This window comes from Mesorhizobium loti (genome assembly GCF_003148495.1).
Taxonomy (GTDB): Bacteria; Pseudomonadota; Alphaproteobacteria; order Rhizobiales; family Rhizobiaceae; genus Mesorhizobium; species Mesorhizobium loti.
Window position 1 is genome coordinate 1 of the sequence record NZ_QGGH01000008.1, and the last position, 16,467, is coordinate 16,467.

The 16,467-nt window shown below is 61.5% G+C and carries 15 protein-coding genes and 1 pseudogene; 6 read left to right on the forward strand and 10 right to left on the reverse strand.

Translation table 11 applies throughout. From position 1 onward, the window contains the following. Positions 1–228, reverse strand: a pseudogene (locus C8D77_RS24825) (universal stress protein); the annotation flags it as partial. Positions 229–419: 191 nt separating this feature from the next. Here C8D77_RS24825 and C8D77_RS24830 point away from each other — a divergent pair. The 4 genes from C8D77_RS24830 to C8D77_RS24850 all read left to right on the forward strand — a co-directional run bounded on the left by C8D77_RS24830 (position 420) and on the right by C8D77_RS24850 (position 4,214). Continuing rightward, positions 420–1,973 carry a PAS domain S-box protein gene (locus C8D77_RS24830; RefSeq protein ID WP_109668967.1) on the forward strand — a complete coding sequence of 518 codons (1,554 nt, stop codon included), beginning with the start codon at positions 420–422 and terminating at the stop codon, positions 1,971–1,973. Next, complete coding sequence (gene fixJ, locus C8D77_RS24835) at positions 1,963–2,577, forward strand: response regulator FixJ (RefSeq protein ID WP_109668969.1); 615 nt, start codon at positions 1,963–1,965, stop codon at positions 2,575–2,577. The genes C8D77_RS24830 and fixJ overlap by 11 nt, the downstream gene beginning before the upstream one ends. 395 nt (positions 2,578–2,972) lie before the next feature. Then, positions 2,973–3,419 (forward strand): pyridoxamine 5'-phosphate oxidase family protein, encoded by a 447-nt coding sequence (locus C8D77_RS24845; RefSeq protein ID WP_109668972.1) that lies wholly within the window; start codon positions 2,973–2,975, stop codon positions 3,417–3,419. Positions 3,420–3,566: 147 nt separating this feature from the next. After that, positions 3,567–4,214, forward strand: coding sequence for a helix-turn-helix domain-containing protein (locus C8D77_RS24850; protein ID WP_109668975.1), 648 nt, complete (start codon positions 3,567–3,569; stop codon positions 4,212–4,214). A gap of 169 nt (positions 4,215–4,383) precedes the next feature. Here the strand turns inward: C8D77_RS24850 and C8D77_RS24855 are convergent, their stop codons facing one another. The 8 genes from C8D77_RS24855 to C8D77_RS24890 form a co-directional block, all read right to left on the reverse strand. Beyond that, positions 4,384–4,686 carry a DUF982 domain-containing protein gene (locus tag C8D77_RS24855; protein WP_109669342.1) on the reverse strand — a complete coding sequence of 101 codons (303 nt, stop codon included), beginning with the start codon at positions 4,684–4,686 and terminating at the stop codon, positions 4,384–4,386. 138 nt (positions 4,687–4,824) lie between these two features. After that, entirely contained in the window at positions 4,825–5,811 is a 987-nt protein-coding gene (locus C8D77_RS24860) for an ABC transporter ATP-binding protein (protein ID WP_109669345.1), read from the reverse strand. Positions 5,812–5,819: 8 nt separating this feature from the next. Continuing rightward, positions 5,820–6,779 (reverse strand): ABC transporter ATP-binding protein, encoded by a 960-nt coding sequence (locus C8D77_RS24865; protein ID WP_109668977.1) that lies wholly within the window; start codon positions 6,777–6,779, stop codon positions 5,820–5,822. Further along, positions 6,776–7,747, reverse strand: a complete 972-nt coding sequence (locus tag C8D77_RS24870) for an ABC transporter permease (RefSeq protein ID WP_109668980.1) — start codon at positions 7,745–7,747, stop codon at positions 6,776–6,778. The genes C8D77_RS24865 and C8D77_RS24870 overlap by 4 nt, the downstream gene beginning before the upstream one ends. After that, complete coding sequence (locus C8D77_RS24875; protein ID WP_109668982.1) at positions 7,747–8,763, reverse strand: ABC transporter permease; 1,017 nt, start codon at positions 8,761–8,763, stop codon at positions 7,747–7,749. The genes C8D77_RS24870 and C8D77_RS24875 overlap by 1 nt, the downstream gene beginning before the upstream one ends. Positions 8,764–8,785: 22 nt before the next feature. Beyond that, complete coding sequence (locus C8D77_RS24880) at positions 8,786–10,447, reverse strand: ABC transporter substrate-binding protein (protein WP_109668984.1); 1,662 nt, start codon at positions 10,445–10,447, stop codon at positions 8,786–8,788. Positions 10,448–10,465: 18 nt separating this feature from the next. Next, a complete protein-coding gene (locus C8D77_RS24885; RefSeq protein WP_109668986.1) occupies positions 10,466–11,371 on the reverse strand; it encodes a proline iminopeptidase-family hydrolase in 906 nt (301 codons plus the stop codon). Between the two features lie 54 nt (positions 11,372–11,425). Beyond that, a complete protein-coding gene (locus C8D77_RS24890) occupies positions 11,426–12,940 on the reverse strand; it encodes a leucyl aminopeptidase (protein ID WP_109668988.1) in 1,515 nt (504 codons plus the stop codon). A 237-nt stretch (positions 12,941–13,177) separates the two neighbouring features. Between C8D77_RS24890 and C8D77_RS24895 the strand changes: the two genes are divergently transcribed. Together C8D77_RS24895 and C8D77_RS24900 are read left to right on the forward strand one after the other, a co-directional pair. Next, complete coding sequence (locus tag C8D77_RS24895; RefSeq protein ID WP_109668990.1) at positions 13,178–14,080, forward strand: LysR family transcriptional regulator; 903 nt, start codon at positions 13,178–13,180, stop codon at positions 14,078–14,080. A 257-nt stretch (positions 14,081–14,337) separates the two neighbouring features. After that, positions 14,338–15,795: an NCS1 family nucleobase:cation symporter-1 gene (locus C8D77_RS24900; RefSeq protein ID WP_109668992.1), complete on the forward strand. Its 1,458-nt coding sequence runs from the start codon at positions 14,338–14,340 to the stop codon at positions 15,793–15,795. Positions 15,796–15,856: 61 nt separating this feature from the next. Here C8D77_RS24900 and C8D77_RS24905 read toward each other — a convergent pair whose 3' ends face one another. Then, positions 15,857–16,402, reverse strand: coding sequence for a DUF1697 domain-containing protein (locus C8D77_RS24905; protein ID WP_109668994.1), 546 nt, complete (start codon positions 16,400–16,402; stop codon positions 15,857–15,859). Positions 16,403–16,467: the final 65 nt, after the last annotated feature.

Below are 16,467 nucleotides of genomic sequence, written 5' to 3' on the forward strand. Positions count from 1 at the left end.
CTCGGCACGCAGTTCGGCAAGCCGCTTTTCGATTTCCGTGCGCTGGATCTGCATGATCTCGCCTTCGTAGACCATGCCGTCGCCTGTCGCGACCAAGGGCGGGACATCCGCTGCCGCCAGACCGATGAGACGGGCGCCAAACCGTTCCGCGAGCTCGATCCCCAATCTCACCATGGCCGCCGGAGGTGCATCTACCGCGAGGTTCACGATAATCGACTTGTAGGACATTGCAGGCGCCTTTCGATGATGCGGTCGAATACGCGATGAATTGCATTCGCCAGCGCCCGAGGCTTTGATGCACGTCAAGGAACCAGCCAATTGCATCTGCATGCGAAAACGTCGGCCTCGATCCGTTTTGCGTGTATGGAGAGAAGTGATAGTTAGCCCCGGTAGCACCGTCTCGAACCCAGGAACTTTAGGTGATCAAAGACGAAGCGCTCAGTTTGTCACCCGGCGGGACGACACTGAAATCACTGTTGTCTCAAATGTTCGATCAGGCTCCCGGCTTTATAGCGCTGCTGCGCGAGCCAGGTCACATTTTCGAGCTGACCAATGCCGCCTACCAGCGATTGACTGGCCACAGGCAAGTGATTGGAAAGTCAGTGCGGGACGCCTTTCCCGAGCTCGAAGGGAATGAGTTTTTCGAACATCTGGATCATGTGTACACGACCGGCGAGCCCTATATCGGCCACGGGGTGAAGGTTGGCCTTCGCAACACAGCTGACGGCCCGGTCGAAGAGCGCATCCTTGATTTTGTCTATCAGCCAGTCAAGGCTGACGATGGCCGCATCACCGCGATCTTCATTGAAGGTACTGATGTCAGCGAACTCTCCTTTGCGAACGCAGCACTTCGGCTGCGTGAGGACCATTTGCGGTCGATCCTGGCAACAGTGCCGGACGCGATGGTCGTCATCGACGAGCAAGGTGGGATTCAATCCTTCAGCACCGCTGCCGAAGCGCTGTTCGGCTACCAGTCAGGCGAAGTCATCGGTCAAAACGTGAAAATGCTGATGCCCTCGCCCTACCGCGACGAGCATGACGCCTATCTGCTTCGCTACCTGACGACGGGAGAGCGCCGGATCATCGGGCTCGGCCGCACTGTGACCGGGGCACGCAAGGATGGCACGACTTTCCCGATGGAGCTTTCCGTCGGCGAGATGAATCCTGGAACCGGGCGCTTCTTTACCGGCTTCTGCCGCGACCTGACCGAGCGCCACAGGGCGGAAGCGCGAATCCAGGAACAGCAGCTGGAACTGCTCCACATGGCACGATTCACCGCGCTCGGCGAAATGGCTTCGACGCTTGCACATGAGATCAACCAGCCGCTCACCGCCATCACGAACTACCTCAAGGGCAGCCGCCGACTGCTCGAGAAGAGCTCTGATGAGCACGCGCCGATGCTGCGTGAGGCCGTCGAAAAGGCCGCCGAGCAGGCTTTGCGCGCCGGAGATGTCATCCGACACCTCAGGGATTTCGTCGCGAGAGGCGAGAGCGAGCGTCAGGTCGAGCATCTGCCGGTGCTGATCGAGGAAGCCTCCTCACTTGCTTTGGTCGGTGCACGGGAAATCGATATGCGCGTCAGCTACAAGCTTGATCCCGCCGCCGAACTGGTCCTGACTGACCGCATCCAGATTCAGCAGGTTCTGCTGAATTTGATGCGCAACGCGGTGGAGGCCATGCAAGGTGTACCGCGTCGCGAATTGCACGTCATGACCGTAGCCCGGAATGACGGGATGGCCGAGGTAAGCGTGATCGATACGGGTACAGGGATTGCGCCGGAAGTCTCGGCCCAGCTTTTCCAACCCTTTGTCACCACCAAGAAGCAGGGTATGGGTGTCGGTCTTTCCATTTGTCGTACCATCGTCGAGTCGCATGGCGGCCACATCTGGGCAGAAGCCGTTCCCGGCGGAGGGACGGCTTTCCGCTTCACCTTGCGCATCGTTGAAAGGGAAGAGGTTGCCAATGGCCGGTAACGATGTCGTGCATGTGGTCGACGACGATGTGGACGTCCGCAAATCGCTTGGCTTTCTTCTGGGAACGGCCGACTTCGCCGTGCGCCTGCACGAATCGGCCACCGCCTTTCTGTCCACGGCGACAGGCCAGATCGACGGTTGCATCGTGACCGACGTGCGTATGCCTGGCATTGACGGCATCGAGTTCCTGCGCCAACTCAGAATGCGCTCCCATACACTTCCGGTGATCGTCATGACGGGGCACGCCGATGTGGCGCTGGCCGTTCAGGCGATGAAGGAAGGGGCTTCCGACTTCATTGAAAAACCGTTCGACGACCAGGTTTTGATCGATGCGATCCGCTCGGCGTTGGACAACCGCGATCAGGTAGGCGCAACGCATCCGCAATCCGCGGAAATCTACGCGCGCCTGGCCACACTTTCGGAGCGGGAGCGGCAGGTTCTGGACGGGCTCGTTTCGGGTCTGCCCAACAAGACGATCGCTTATGATCTGGGTATCAGTCCGCGCACCGTCGAGATTCATCGTGCCAATGTGATGAGCAAGATGGCCGCGGGCAGCCTGTCGCATCTCGTGCGCATGGCATTGATCGTGGAATCCAAACCCTAGCAAGCGTCCCCGAGAGACTTGCCGTCGTCTGTCGGCACTGCCTTCGACTTCCAGTAGCGCCAATGGGTCGGGCGGATATCGACGCGCACGCCAGTCCCAGCATTCTTCCAACCCTGCTGGCCCTTTATACAGGGAAATACGAGCGCATGTTCGCCATCCTCGTCGAAGACGGCGAGTTCGAGTTCGCGACCAAACGGAGCGCTCAGGATTGGCTTCCACATCTCCCCATGATCGGGGGAAGCGGCAAGCCGCGCCTTGATTTGAATCATTTTGCGAAATTGCCGCTCATGCCGCTGCCCGCGAGCGGTAAGCCTGCCTTGATCGCGATCAATGACCGCCCCCCGGCGACTGGGCCAACAGTCTGTGGGACGGCCAATAAACTCAGGAGCTCGCACATGCTGATCCGCACATTATCCGCCCTAGAATGCACGAAAATGCTGACCGCCAACCGTGTCGGCCATCTGGCGTGCGCGAAGGATGGGCAGCCCTATGTGGTGCCGGTGCACTATGCGCACGCCGACAACCACCTCTACGCGTTTTCCATGCCCGGCAAGAAGATCGACTGGATGCGCGCCAATCCACTGGTGTCCGTCCAGGTGGGCGAACGCGGCCAGGGGCGAGGCTGGAGAAGCGTCGCCGTCGATGGCCGCTATGAAGAACTGCCGGACCGGATTGGTCACAAGCTCGAGCGCGACCACGCATGGTCGGTGTTGAGCAAGCACGCTGACTGGTGGGAGCCCGGCGCCCTCAAGCCGGTCATGCCTCCGGTGTCGGACAGCGCACCCCACGTTTTCTTTCGTATCTTGATCGAGCAGGTGTCGGGCCGCGAGGCGGGTGAATAGTTGTCTTCACTGCCGCGACCGGCGAAAGCGATGGCTGGACCGGTTCAAGAGGAGCGGCTCTAGGTAGTTTCCCGTAGGGATAAAACCGAATTTCGCGACCCACGGATTCGCGCGATTGCTGTGTCACGGATCAACCGGGAAACAGCCATGCACGCCTACACCGCCTCCAGAATTTCGCTGCCTTCACGGTCTGCCCTGCCCAACCGGCCGGAGGCTTTCGAGCCCGCGCTGCTGCAACCACTCGGCTTCTATCCCGCCGGCGCCGAAATCTACGCCCAGGGCGAAAAGGCCGGAGCCTTCTACCAGGTGGAATTCGGCGCCGTCCGCGTCTACCGCCTGCTTGCCGACGGCCGCCGGCAGATCAGTGCCTTTCACCTCGCCGGAGAGACATTCGGCTTCGAAGCCGACACGACGCACCATTTCTTTGCTGAAGCGATCAATTCCACCGGGGTCCGCGTCTTCCGCCTCACGGCTGGAGCGGACATGTCCCATCAGTTGCTGCCCCTGGCGCTAAAAGGGTTGACCAGAGCTCAGGAACACCTTCTGGTCCTGGGTCGCCAGAGCGCCATCGAACGCGTCGCCGCGTTCCTCGTCGACATAGCGGAGCGGCAGGGCGGATTGCGGCAGGTGGAACTACCAATGTCGCGTATGGACATCGGTGATTATCTCGGCCTCACCATCGAGACCGTGTCGCGGGTTTTCACCCGACTGAAGGACAAGGGCGTCATCCGCCTGCTCAACCTGCGCAGCGTCGAAATCGTCAAGCACGATGCGCTTCACAATATGAGCGAATGATCTGCGGTATTCAGTCAAGCGACCGCCGCCTCGGCCTCCGCAGTGATCGGCCGTGGATACGAAGGCGATCATCCTCGGGGTATTGACGACTGGGCATCGGCAACGGCGCAAGACAAGACCCGCGCTGCCGCGGCGCGAGACCTCGCAAAACCGTCAAGACAACAGGCGGCTAACGCCGCAGCGCGTACACGCTTGCCATGTTTTCGCCGGCCATCGGCAGCGCCATGTCATCATCGAGAAGGCGCGTGATGCGGGCAAAGCCCGTGAACGCTTTCCTTGCTTCCTCGGCCGACATCTGGCCCGACAAAGCGGCCGAGCAGCAATTCAGCGCGCACCGATAAACCGGACCGCGCCGTCCCGTCGGCCATTTCCGCAAGAACACCATGGCCTCGGCAACACTATCGATTTCTTCAGCAGGATGCCCCTGCCCGCGCGAAATTCGCACAGGCGAAAAGAAATGCAGATAATCCATCGTTTCCTCCCGGTCGACCGCGATGCGCTCGATCGAACCCCACCAAACGCACAATCCGCCAGTTGGTTCCACAAAAAAATGGAATCTTTAAAAATCTGTCAAGCGAATGCGATCACCGCGCGCGGTGATAAATGTCGCCTATACCGTCGGGAAGTGGCAGGCGACTTTGCGACCCGGTCGGTATTCCCTCAGTTGCGGCCGCTCCGAACGGCAGCGCTCCGCTGCGATCGGGCATCGGGGGTGGATGCGGCACCCGGACGGAGGGCTGAGCGGGCTCGGTACGTCGCCGGTGAGGATGATGCGCTTGCGCGTTCCGCTGGGCGTCGTCTCCACAACGGGAACCGCCGAGATCAGCGCCTGGCTATAAGGATGGGCTGGTGCTGCAAACACCTCCTCCGCCGGCCCTTCCTCGACGATCGAGCCGAGATACATGACCGCGATGCGGGTCGACACCTGGCGCACGACGGACAAGTCGTGAGCGATGAAGATGTAGGTGAGGTGCAGCTTCTCCTGCAGGTCGGCAAGCAGGTTGACGATTTGCGCCTGCACCGACACATCGAGGGCGGAGACGGGTTCGTCCAACACGACGAGATCGGGGTTCAACGCAATGGCCCGCGCGATGCCGACACGCTGGCGCTGTCCGCCGGAAAATTCATGCGGATACCGCATGACATGATCCGGCAGCAATCCAACGAGGTCGAACAGTTCGGCGACGCGTTTCTTGATCTCGCTCGACGAAAGCTTGCTATGGATACGCAGCGGCTCGGCCACCAGGTCGCCGACGCGCCGGCGCGGATTGAGCGACGCCGACGGGTCCTGGAAAACCATTTGCAGGCGGCGCCGGAGCGGCCGGAGTTCGGACAGCGACTTCGAGGTGATGTCTTCACCTTCGAAAAGAAGCTCGCCGTCCGATATGTCGTAGAGCCTCACCAGGCAGCGTGCCAGCGTGGACTTGCCGCATCCGGATTCGCCAACCAGCCCGACCGTCTCGCCGCGCCACACGGTCAGGGAAACATTGTCGACCGCATGCACGGTTCGCTTGCCTTCAGCGGAAAAACGGGTGCCGATCGAAAAACGCTTGCCCAGCGAACGCGTCTCGAGGATCGGGCGGTCTTTGTCAGTCATCGGTCCGCTCATGCCTGTGCCACCCTGAAGCATGCGGCGGCGTGGGTGTCGCCCTCAAGATCGGGCTTGCCGGTCGCGCAGGGCTCGTAGTGAACCGGGCATCGCGGGCCGAAAGCACAGCCTTGCGGCAATCGCAGCAAGGACGGCGGCGAACCGGGAATGGCCGGCAGGCGCCGTGGTTTCTCGCCGGTCAGCGGCGGGATCGAACCGAGCAGCGCGCGTGTATAGGGGTGTCGGGGGTCGGAAAACAGTTCCGCGCGACTGCCGCGCTCCACCACACGGCCCGCATACATGACCATGACCCGGTCGGCGAGTTCGGAGACCACGCCCATGTCATGCGTGATGAAGACCACAGCCGACTTGTGCGTCGCCCGCAGCTTGCGCACCAGGTCGAGAATGCCGGCCTGCACCGTGACGTCGAGCGCCGTGGTCGGCTCGTCGGCCACCAGCAGTGCCGGATTGCACGACAAAGCCATTGCGATCACCGCCCGTTGACGCATGCCGCCCGAAAGCTGGTGCGGGTAGCGCGACATCGCCTCGTGCGGGTTCGGAAAATTCACCTCGGCCAGCAGTTCTTCGACGCGATCCATCGCCTTGGATTTGCTGATGTTGCGATGCGCGCGGATCTGTTCCGCGATCTGCCAGCCAATCGTGTAGACAGGCGTCAGGGCGGTCATCGGATCCTGGAAGATCATCGCGATCTCGTTGCCGCGCAACCGCCTGAGTTCCCGCGCTGGCAGTCCCACGAGTTCGCGGCCCTTGTAGCGGATCGAGCCTTCTATGTCGGCGTTGGGATCGGTGATGAGGCCCATGACGGCCAGCAGCGACACCGTCTTGCCGGAACCGGATTCGCCGACGACACCGAGGATCTCGCTCTCTTCGAGGTCAAAGGAAACGCCATCGATGGCCCGCACCAGGCCGTCATTGGTGCGGAAGGACACCCTGAGGTCGCGCACCGACAATATCATGATGTCCTCAGGCGCGGATCGAGAAGGATGTAGACGAAATCAATGACCGCATTGGCGATAACCACGAACATGGACGCGTACATCACCGTTGCCATGATCATCGGCAGATCGAGATTCTGCAGCGCGTCATAGGTGAGCTTGCCGATGCCGTGCAGCCCGAACACCACCTCCGTCAGCAAAGCGGAGCCTCCCACCAGCGCGCCGAAGTCCAGGCCGAACAGGGTGACGAACGCAATGAGCGACGTGCGCAAGGCATGGCGCAGCAGGATGCGGGTCTCCGACAGGCCCTTGGCCCGGGCCGTACGGATATAGTCTTCCTGCAGGGTTTCGATGATCGCCGCGCGCAGCACGCGCCCGTAAATGCCGATGTAGAGGATGGCCAGCGTGATCCACGGAATGACCAGGGTCAGGAACCAGCCTTTCGGATCGTCGGAGAAATTCTTGTAGCCGAGCGGTGGCACCCAGGAGAACGCCCAGCTGTCGTGGTAGCGGCTCTGGGTGATCAGGTTCATCACCTCGCCCAGCCAGTAGACCGGCATGGAAATGCCGAGAAGCCCCAGCGCCATCAGAAGCTTGTCCAGCCAGCTGTCGCGCGTGGCGGCGGCGACGATGCCGATGATGATGGAGACAACGACCCACAGGATCGCCGCCCCGAACACCAACGAAAGCGTGACGGGGATCGAATCCAGCACCGCCGGCACCACCTTCCAGCCGCGATTGACGAAGGAGGTCAGATCACCTGTGACGAAGATCTTCTCCATCATCTTCACATATTGTACGTAGAGCGGCCGGTCGAAGCCGAAGCTGTGGCGCACCGCTTCCAGCACTTCGGGCGATGCATTGCGGCCGGCGATGCGCGCTGCCGGGTCGGCGCCCGGCGTTGCGAAGAAAATCAGGAAGACGATGACCGAGATGCCGAACATCACGAACAGCATCTGACCGAAACGGCGCAGGATTGCGTAGATCATCAGTCGCGCCCCAGCCGAACCTTGGAGCGCGGGTCGAGCGCATCGCGCAGGCCGTCGCCGAAGACATTGAGCGCCATGACGGAAACCGCGATCGCCAGGCCCGGCACCAGCGCCACCAGCGGCCGCGTGTAAAGCAGCGCCTGTCCGTCCTGGATAATGGTGCCCCAGCTTGCGGCGGGCGGCTGCACGCCGATCGAAAGGAAGGAAAGAGCTGATTCCGTAAGCATGTTCAGCGCCATCATCAGCGGCACGAAGACGATGAGCGTGGTGGTGACGTTGGGCAGGATATCGCGCCACAGGATCCGCGGCCCCGGCACGCCCAGATTTATCGCGGCCAGCACGAATTCACTGTTGCGCAGTGACAGAACCTGACCGCGTATCGGGCGCGCCACATAGGGCACGTAGACGATGCCGATGATGATGACCGGCAGCCACAGACTGCCGGACTCGATCTCGATCGGCCCGATCGTGATGCCATGCGCGATGGTGACGATGGAAAGTGAAATCGCCAGGAGATAGATCGGGAAAGCCCACAGGACGTCCAGGAAGCGCGACAGCACCGTGTCAGTGATGCCGCCGAAATAGCCGGCGATCAATCCCGCCGCCGTGCCCAGGATCAGGGTGAAGATGGTGGCCGCTCCGGAGATCAGCAGCGAGCTGAGGCCGCCATAGAGCATCCTGGCCATGACATCGCGCCCCTGGCTGTCGGCGCCAAGGAAGTAATTGCCGAGCCGCCAGGTCGGGCCGAGCGGCGTGTAGCCAAGCCCGAGCCCCTCTGTCGACTGCTCCATCACCGGAACGTCGGCGCCGTCGATCTGGATGACGGCGTCGAGCGTCGAGGCGAATGGGTCTACGCCTGCCCATTTCGCGTAGAGAGGCGCACTGAGGCAGGCAAGAACGATGAGGAGGAACACGGCCAAGGATGCCATGGCAGCCCTGTCCCTTGCCAGCTTCGCAAACGCGACGGCCCAAGGCCCTCGCGTCTTGCGCGGCGCGGCGACAGCTACGTTCGACACGGACGTGCCCCTCCGCAATTCGTTACTGCACCCAGGACTGGGTGATCATCCAGTTGAACTGCCGGTTGAACTTGAAGTTGCCAAGACGTTTGCTGACAAAGTCAAGCCGCTTCGGCGTGAAGAGGCCGACGGCAGGTGCCTTGTCCGTGACTTGCCTGTCGACTTCAGCCCACAATTTGTCGGCGGCTGCCTGATCGGTGACGCCGAGGTCCAATGCCTTTTGCATCTTGGCATCGATCTCCTTGTCGCAGAAGCCAGCGATGTTGATCGAAGCGTCCGAACCTTCACGGAAGGAGGCGCAGCTGAACAGGATGTTCAGGAAGTCCGAAGCCGCCGGATAATCCTTGTACCATTGGGTGACGGACATCTGCACCTTGTTGTTGGTGTTCTGGATGTAGGTGAACTGGATGTTGGACGAGATCGGCTTGACGTCGGCGACATAGCCGATGCTGGTCAGCACGGTCTGCAGATAGACGCCGATGGAGCGCGAAATGGCGGTGTCCTCGACGATGATGGTCACCTTCTGGCCCTTGGTGCCGGAGTCCTCGACGAGCTGCTTTGCCTTGTCGAGATCGGGTGCCGACCATTTGGCGCCGGGGTCCTTGGTGAAGGGGCAATAGTCTTCATGGCCAGGGAAGTCCGGCGGCAGGACCTGGCAGACCGGCGAGGCCAGCACCTTGCCACCGAACAGCTTGACCAGCGTGTTGCGGTCGATCGCATAGGCAACGGCCTGACGGGCCTTTTCATTGTCGAACGGCGCAAGACGGTTGTTCAGCGGCGCGTACCACCACGCTGAGAGCGGCGAGATGTGCAGCTGGTCCATGGACTTGCTGCCAAGTTCGCCCAGGCGGTCGCTCGGCAGCGCGTCGAACATCCAGTCCGCCTCGCCGTTCTGGATCGCCGTGACGGCTGCTTCCTCGGACAGGCCGAAATCATACTGGACGACATCCGGATAGCCGTCCGGCTGCGCTTCCTCGCTCCACTGCTTGAAATTGGGGTTGCGGGAAACCGTCATGCCCTTGTTGGGGTCGAAGGCGGAGATCATGTACGCGCCGGTGCTGGGAATGGGCTTGGAACCCATGTCTTCCGCGGGCGTATCCGCCGGCAGGACCACGGCATGGGGCAAGGCAAGCTTGTAGAGCAGCTCGGCATCCGGCTTGGTGATGTTGATGGTGATGGTGCCGGCCGCTTCGTCAGTGACAACGCCGCCTTCCAGCGTGCAGCTCTTGGTGTCGGCCAGGCATTTGTCGGCGCCGACGATGCCGGCATAGAAAGTGCCGGAGGTCGGCCCGGAAACCTTGAAGATGCGCTGGAAGGAAGCGACAACGTCCTTGACGCCAAGATCCTGGCCGCTGGAGAACTTGATGCCCTTGCGCAGCTTGAAGGTGAAGGTCTTGCCGTCATTGCTGACCTGCGGCAGGGCCTCGGCCAGGTCGGGCACAATCGTGAAGCCGTCCATGCCCTCGGCCTTTCGGAAAGCCACCAGGCCGTCATAGATCGGCTGATACATCTGCCAGCCCTGGTCGGTGTAATTGATGTGCGGATCGAGCGTTCCCGCTGCCGAGCGGGCCAGAAGGCGAATGGTGCCGCCGCGGTGCTCCTTGAGATATTCGGCCTGTGCCGGGGCCAGCCATGTGCCGGCCAGCAATGCCGCGGCTGACGCCGCCAGAAGCAGTTTCTTCATGCCTTTATTCCCCTTTTTTCAGTTGTCGTTGTGGTCCAGGAAGTCTCCCACCACCCGCATGCATAGATCCTGCTCTTCGACATGCGGCATGTGGCTGGAATGCTCGAATATCTCCCAGCGCGACCCTCTGATGCCGTCCTTGTAGGGCTGCACGGTCGCGGGCGTGGCCTCGTCGTGACGTCCGGAGATGATCAGTGTGGGAACATCGATGGCCGGCAGGCGGTCGACGATGCTCCAATTCTTCAGCGTTCCGATGACATGGAACTCGTTCGGCCCATTCATCAGATGATAGACTGTCGGATTGCGCACGACCTGGGCGAAACTCTCGGTGACTTCAGGCGGGAAAGGCACGACCCGGCAGACATGCCGCTCGTAGAACGCCATCGTCGCCGCCTGGTACGCCGGATCGTCCGTCGTGCCGGCCTGCTCGTGCCGGGTCAGTGTCTCCTGCACATCCCCCGGCAGGTCGGCGCGCAGCCGGTTGGCCTCTTCGACCCACAGCTTCATGGAAGCGGGCGAATTGGCGATGGTCAGCGACTTCAGACCCTGCGGCCGCGTGACCGCATATTCGGCACCCAGCATGCCGCCCCAGCTCTGGCCGAGCACGTGGAAGCCGACCCGAATGCCAAGGTGGTCGACCAGGTTTTCAAGCTCATCGATGAAGAGCCGAGGTGTCCAGAAATCGGCGCCTTTCTCAGGCAACAAAGTGGAATTGCCGCAGCCCAATTGGTCGTAGTGGATGACGGCGCGATCTCTTCGGGCAAGAAGCCTGTAGGCATCGACATAGTTGTGGGCGACACCCGGCCCGCCGTGCAGGATCACCACCGGGGCCTTTTCGCCACCAAGTTCGCCGGAGATTCGATACCAAGTCTCGTAGGCACCGAAAGCGGCCCGTCCTTCCTTGCCGATGATTTCAGATGACATCCCAGTTCCCAGTGCGATTGAAGGCATCTTGTATTTGTCCGTGACGGCGGGCGCCTAGCTCATGTTGCGGGTGACCTGCACCCACTCTTCCAGCATCTGCACGCCAAATGCCGTGGCACCTTGCCTACCAAGAGGCCGATCCGTATCGGTCAGTTCCTTGCTGGCGATGTCGAGATGCACCCAGGGGCGATCTTCCGTGAAATGGCGCAGGAAGGCCGCGGCATAGGGAGCGTCGCCGTCTTCCATGTCCTTGGCATGATGCCGCAGGTCGGCGAATGGCGATTGCAGACCCTCATCGTAGGCCCGGTCGAGCGGCAGCCGCCAGAATCGCTCGCCGACCGTTTCTCCGGCCGCGATCATCTGTGACGCGATGGCATCGTCGGTGCTGAACAGGCCGGCAAATATCGACCCCAGGCCACGTGTCACCGAATAGGTCAGCGTCGCCAGATCGACGATCACCGAAGGGTTGAAGCGCGTGGCCGCATAGTGGAGGCAGTCGGCCAGAAGCAGGCGTCCTTCCGCATCCGTGTCGAACACTTCCACGGTCTGTCCCGAGGCCGTCGTGATGATGTCGCGCGGTTTGAGCGCGGTGCCGGACGGCATGTTCTCGGCGATGCCAAGAACGCCGACAACGTGTACCGGGCTGCCTTGTCGGGCGAGCGCTATCAGCAGGCCGACCACCGCCGCCGCCCCACCCATATCGGCCTTCATGTCGAACATCTGCGTCCCGCCCTTGATGCAGAGGCCACCTGAATCGAAACAGACGCCCTTGCCGACGAAAGCGAGCGGTTGGGCGGGAGCACCCTTGCCACGATAGCGCAGGACAGCGACCCGTGGCGGCCGTGCCGAGCCCGATCCAACGGCCAGGAGCGCATTCATGCCGAGCTCTTTCAGTTGCGCGGCATCGAGCATTTCGATGTCGATGCCGGCTTCACGCAGCGGTTCCAGATGGTCGTGGAAATTGTCGGGGTGGAGATGGTTCGGCGGCAGGTTGACCAGGGTCCGTGCATATTCGACACCATCGGCGATGGCATTGATCCGCGCCAGCGCCGGGATCAGGTCCGGGCCGCTTGCCCCGACCAGTTTCACCCGCAAGGTTCGATCCGCTCCCGCCCCTTGCCGTCGGTTGCGCATGTCGAAACGATAGCGCCGCAGCCGCATGCCAAGCGCGACACGCGCCAGGATTTCGGCACCGGACAGGTCGACGCCGGTGATCGGGTCCAGGACCAGGGTGGCCGCGCATTCCCCCTTGCCTTCCAGATGCGCGGCAAGCAAACCGCCGGCGCGCGCCAAAGACAGGGTCGTTACGGCTTCAGCTTTGCCCAAGGCCAGGACGATCACGCGCTTGGTCGATACCGCTTGCGGGGCGATAAGATCGATGCAGGTGCCGGATTCGGCCAAGGCGGCCGGCTCGGAGCAGGCACGCGACAGGATCCCGCTCATCTCAGCGTCGAGAGCCGCTGCCTGGGGGCCAAAGCCTGTTTGGGCAGTTTGCAAAATTACGACGACGGAGGTTTCCGCGGAAATCTCGTCCGCGGTTTCGAAGACCGGCGCTGGCGATTGAGACATAGGCTGGTTTTCTCTCCAATTGCGGCGATACCGAGCAAAGCTTCGCTCTCCACCGGTGAGACTGGTCAAGCCGGCCTCAGCCGTTGATGGTATGGTGCCGGTGTCCCCAAATAGTCGTTTCTTGAGACGACTTAGTTGCTCTTGCCTTTTGGGTATCCCCTAATGGGGCAGGCGATCAAACGCCAATTCTGTCCATGTCGATTGACAAAAACTCAACTGACAATTCATGATCGGCCAATGGCCCTACCCTCACTCAATGGCATGCGCGCTTTCGAGGCCGCCGCTCGCCTCGGCAGCGTCAAGGACGCGGCGGAAGAATTGCATCTGACGCCCTCAGCTGTCAGCCGCCACATCCGTGCGCTTGAAAGGAACCTCGGCCAGGACCTGTTCGAGCGCGGCTTTCGCCAGATAACGCCAACCATCAGGGGCTCTTACTATGCGCGTAGCCTCTCCGAGGCGTTCGAGGCCATCTGGCGCGCCACCGACGACGTCAGCCTCTCCGAGGGCTCGCGCCACAGCAAGATCCAACGTGTCCGGGTCTTGTGCGTACCGGCCGTTCTGAACCTTTGGCTGGCGGACAGGTTACCGAACTTTCGCCGGTTGCATCCGTCCGTGGATCTGGAGATCTCCACTTCAGGCAAGCGGGCCAATTTCGATTTGGCCATTGTCGACGAGTTCGTCTACAAGGCCGGCCCGGCTTTGACACTGCTGATCCCACTGCTGCTGACGCCGGTCTGTGCGCCTTCGCTGCTGGAGGGGCCGGTGCCGCTGCGATCGCCAGCCGATCTGGTCAATCATCATCTGATCCATGAATGCGAGACCATGAGGTGGAAGCGGTGGTTGGAGCAGGAAGGTGTTTTGGACACGACGCCGAAATCCAGCACAACACTGGATGACTGCACGCTGATCATGCGCGAGGCGATCAATGGCGCCGGAATAGCGCTTGCGGACACGATGATGGCGCAAGATTTTCTGCAGCAAGGCAAACTTGTCGCCCCGTTCCGTGCCCGCCACACCTACCCGGCCGGCATTTACCTGCATCAGCGCCGCAGCATCGGCAACAAGCCAGGCACCGGCCTGTTTCAGGATTGGCTGCTCGCCGAAGTCGCGGACCACAAGCGGGTGATGACCCTCGCTTAGACGGACTCTGCCGTTGCCGGCGGATGTCGGGAGTGCCGGGAGCTGCTTCAGATTGAAATCCCAACGTCGAATTTCGAATCATCGATCGCCAAGTGCAGAGGCGGCCCACCATCGCGGCCCGTCGATAATCGCAGTTCGCATTGAATATCTTTAAGGCCAAAGCCGGCAAATAGGTTGCTTGTCCGTTCCCCTGCGTCAGGCTTAACCTGCACGCGGCCAACACGTGAGGGCGCGTGCTGCAAAAGGGGAACATTGCAATGACAATACAGGGTGCTTCACCTGATCTGTACAACGAGGATCTGGCTCCAGCCAAAATCCGAAACTGGGGACCATTCTCGATCTTCAACGTCTGGACGTCGGACGTTCACAGCCTCTGGGGCTACTATCTGGCGGCAAGCCTGTTCCTGTTCTGCGGCGGCTTCGTCAACTTCATCATCGCCATCGGCATCGGTTCGCTGATCATCTACGTGATGATGAACATGGTCGGCTATGCCGGGGTCAAGACCGGCGTGCCCTACCCCGTGCTAGCCCGCGCCTCCTTCGGTATCTGGGGCGCCAACATACCGGCGCTGGTGCGCGCCGTCGTCGCCTGCTTCTGGTATGGCGCACAGACGGCCGCCGCCTCCGGCGCCATCGTGGCGCTTTTGATCCGTTCACAATGGTTCGCCGACTTCAACGCCAGCACGCATTTCCTCGGCCATACTGGCCTCGAAGTGATCTGTTTCGTGGTCATCTGGGCGCTGCAACTGCTGATCATCCAGAACGGCATGGAAACAGTGCGCCGCTTTCAGGACTGGGCCGGGCCAGCGGTCTGGGTGATGATGCTGGTGCTGGCGATCTATCTCTGCGTCAAATCCGGGAGATTTGCCTTCACCAGCGACATCCCGATGGATGTGCTGCTGGACAAGACCAAGGATGCGGGCGTGCCCGGCACGCCGGGTTCCTGGACATCGCTGTTTGCGGTGGCGGCGATCTGGGTCACCTACTTTTCCGCGCTCTATCTCAATTTCTGCGATTTCGCCCGTTACGCGCCAGACAAGGCATCGCTGCGTAAGGGCAACATCTGGGGCTTGCCGATCAACCTGATCCTGTTCTCGCTGGTCGCCGGCGTCACCACCATTGCCGCCTTTGACGTCTATGGCGAAGTGCTGCTGCATCCCGACCAGATCTCGGCGAAATTCGACAGCTGGTTCCTGGCAGCACTCGCAGCCTTGACCTTTGCAGTAGCAACACTCGGCATCAATGTGGTGGCAAACTTCGTCTCGCCGGCCTTCGACTTCTCCAACGTCTTTCCCCGGCAGATCGACTTCAAGAAGGGCGGCTACATCGCGGCCATCATCGCGCTCGTGCTCTATCCCTTTGCGCCATGGGAAGGCAGTGCAGCTTCCTTCGTCAACATCATCGGCGCGACGATGGGGCCGATCTTCGGGGTGATGATGGTCGACTACTATCTGATCCGGAAGGGCGAGGTCGACGTCGAGGCGCTCTATCGCGAGGACGGCGAGTTCCGCTTCCAGGGCGGCTGGCACGTCAACGCCTTCATCGCAGCCGGCATCGGCGCCATTTTCTCATCGATCCTGCCGAACTTCACCAACTGGCTGCCGTCCTGGTGGGGCGTCTATGGCTGGTTCTTCGGCGTGGCGATTGCCGGCATCATCTACTATGTGCTGCGCACCGCCGCTTTGGGCGCCGGAGCGAAGACGGCAAAGGCTTGAAAATGAGGCAGTAGGTGCTGGCGAGCAGAGAACAGCTTGCCTACTGCCTACTGCCTACTGCCTACTGCCTACTGTCCACCATCTCGACCAGTCTGCGCACGGTGTTCCAGTTGCGCGAGGTGCCGATGCCCATGCGTTTGTGGTTGGTCGCCGTAAGCAGCCGCGAACTTGGCCTCTCGCGTGAAAAGACGACCCAGATGTCTCCGCCGACCGACACAACCTTCTCGTTCTCGGCGATATAGGTTTGGAGCGCCGCCACGGCGTCCACGGGTGCAGGTTTGCGCATCACCCGCACGGCCACCTGGTCGCCTGCCTCGGCGGATTCGTCCGGAAACGGATTGCCGGCGGCAAGCTTCAGCCAGTCCTCGGCACCGCGCACGATGATATCGACATGGCGGCCGAAGGTCTTTTCGAAGGCTGCTTCCAGCCGCCGTTCCAGATCGGCGATGTCCGTTGCCGGCGCCTCGAACAACAGATTGCCGGTCGCCACCAGCGTGCGCGGGTTGTTCAGCCCGAGCTCCTCGGCCATGGCCTTGAGGTCGGCCATGACGACCCGTCGCCCCTCGCCCAGGATGATGCTGTAAAGCAGCGCGACATAGGTCTGCATAGTCCGACCGGCCTAGAGCATGATGCCGAAAAGTGTGAAGCGGTTTTCTCGGACAAACGGGCACC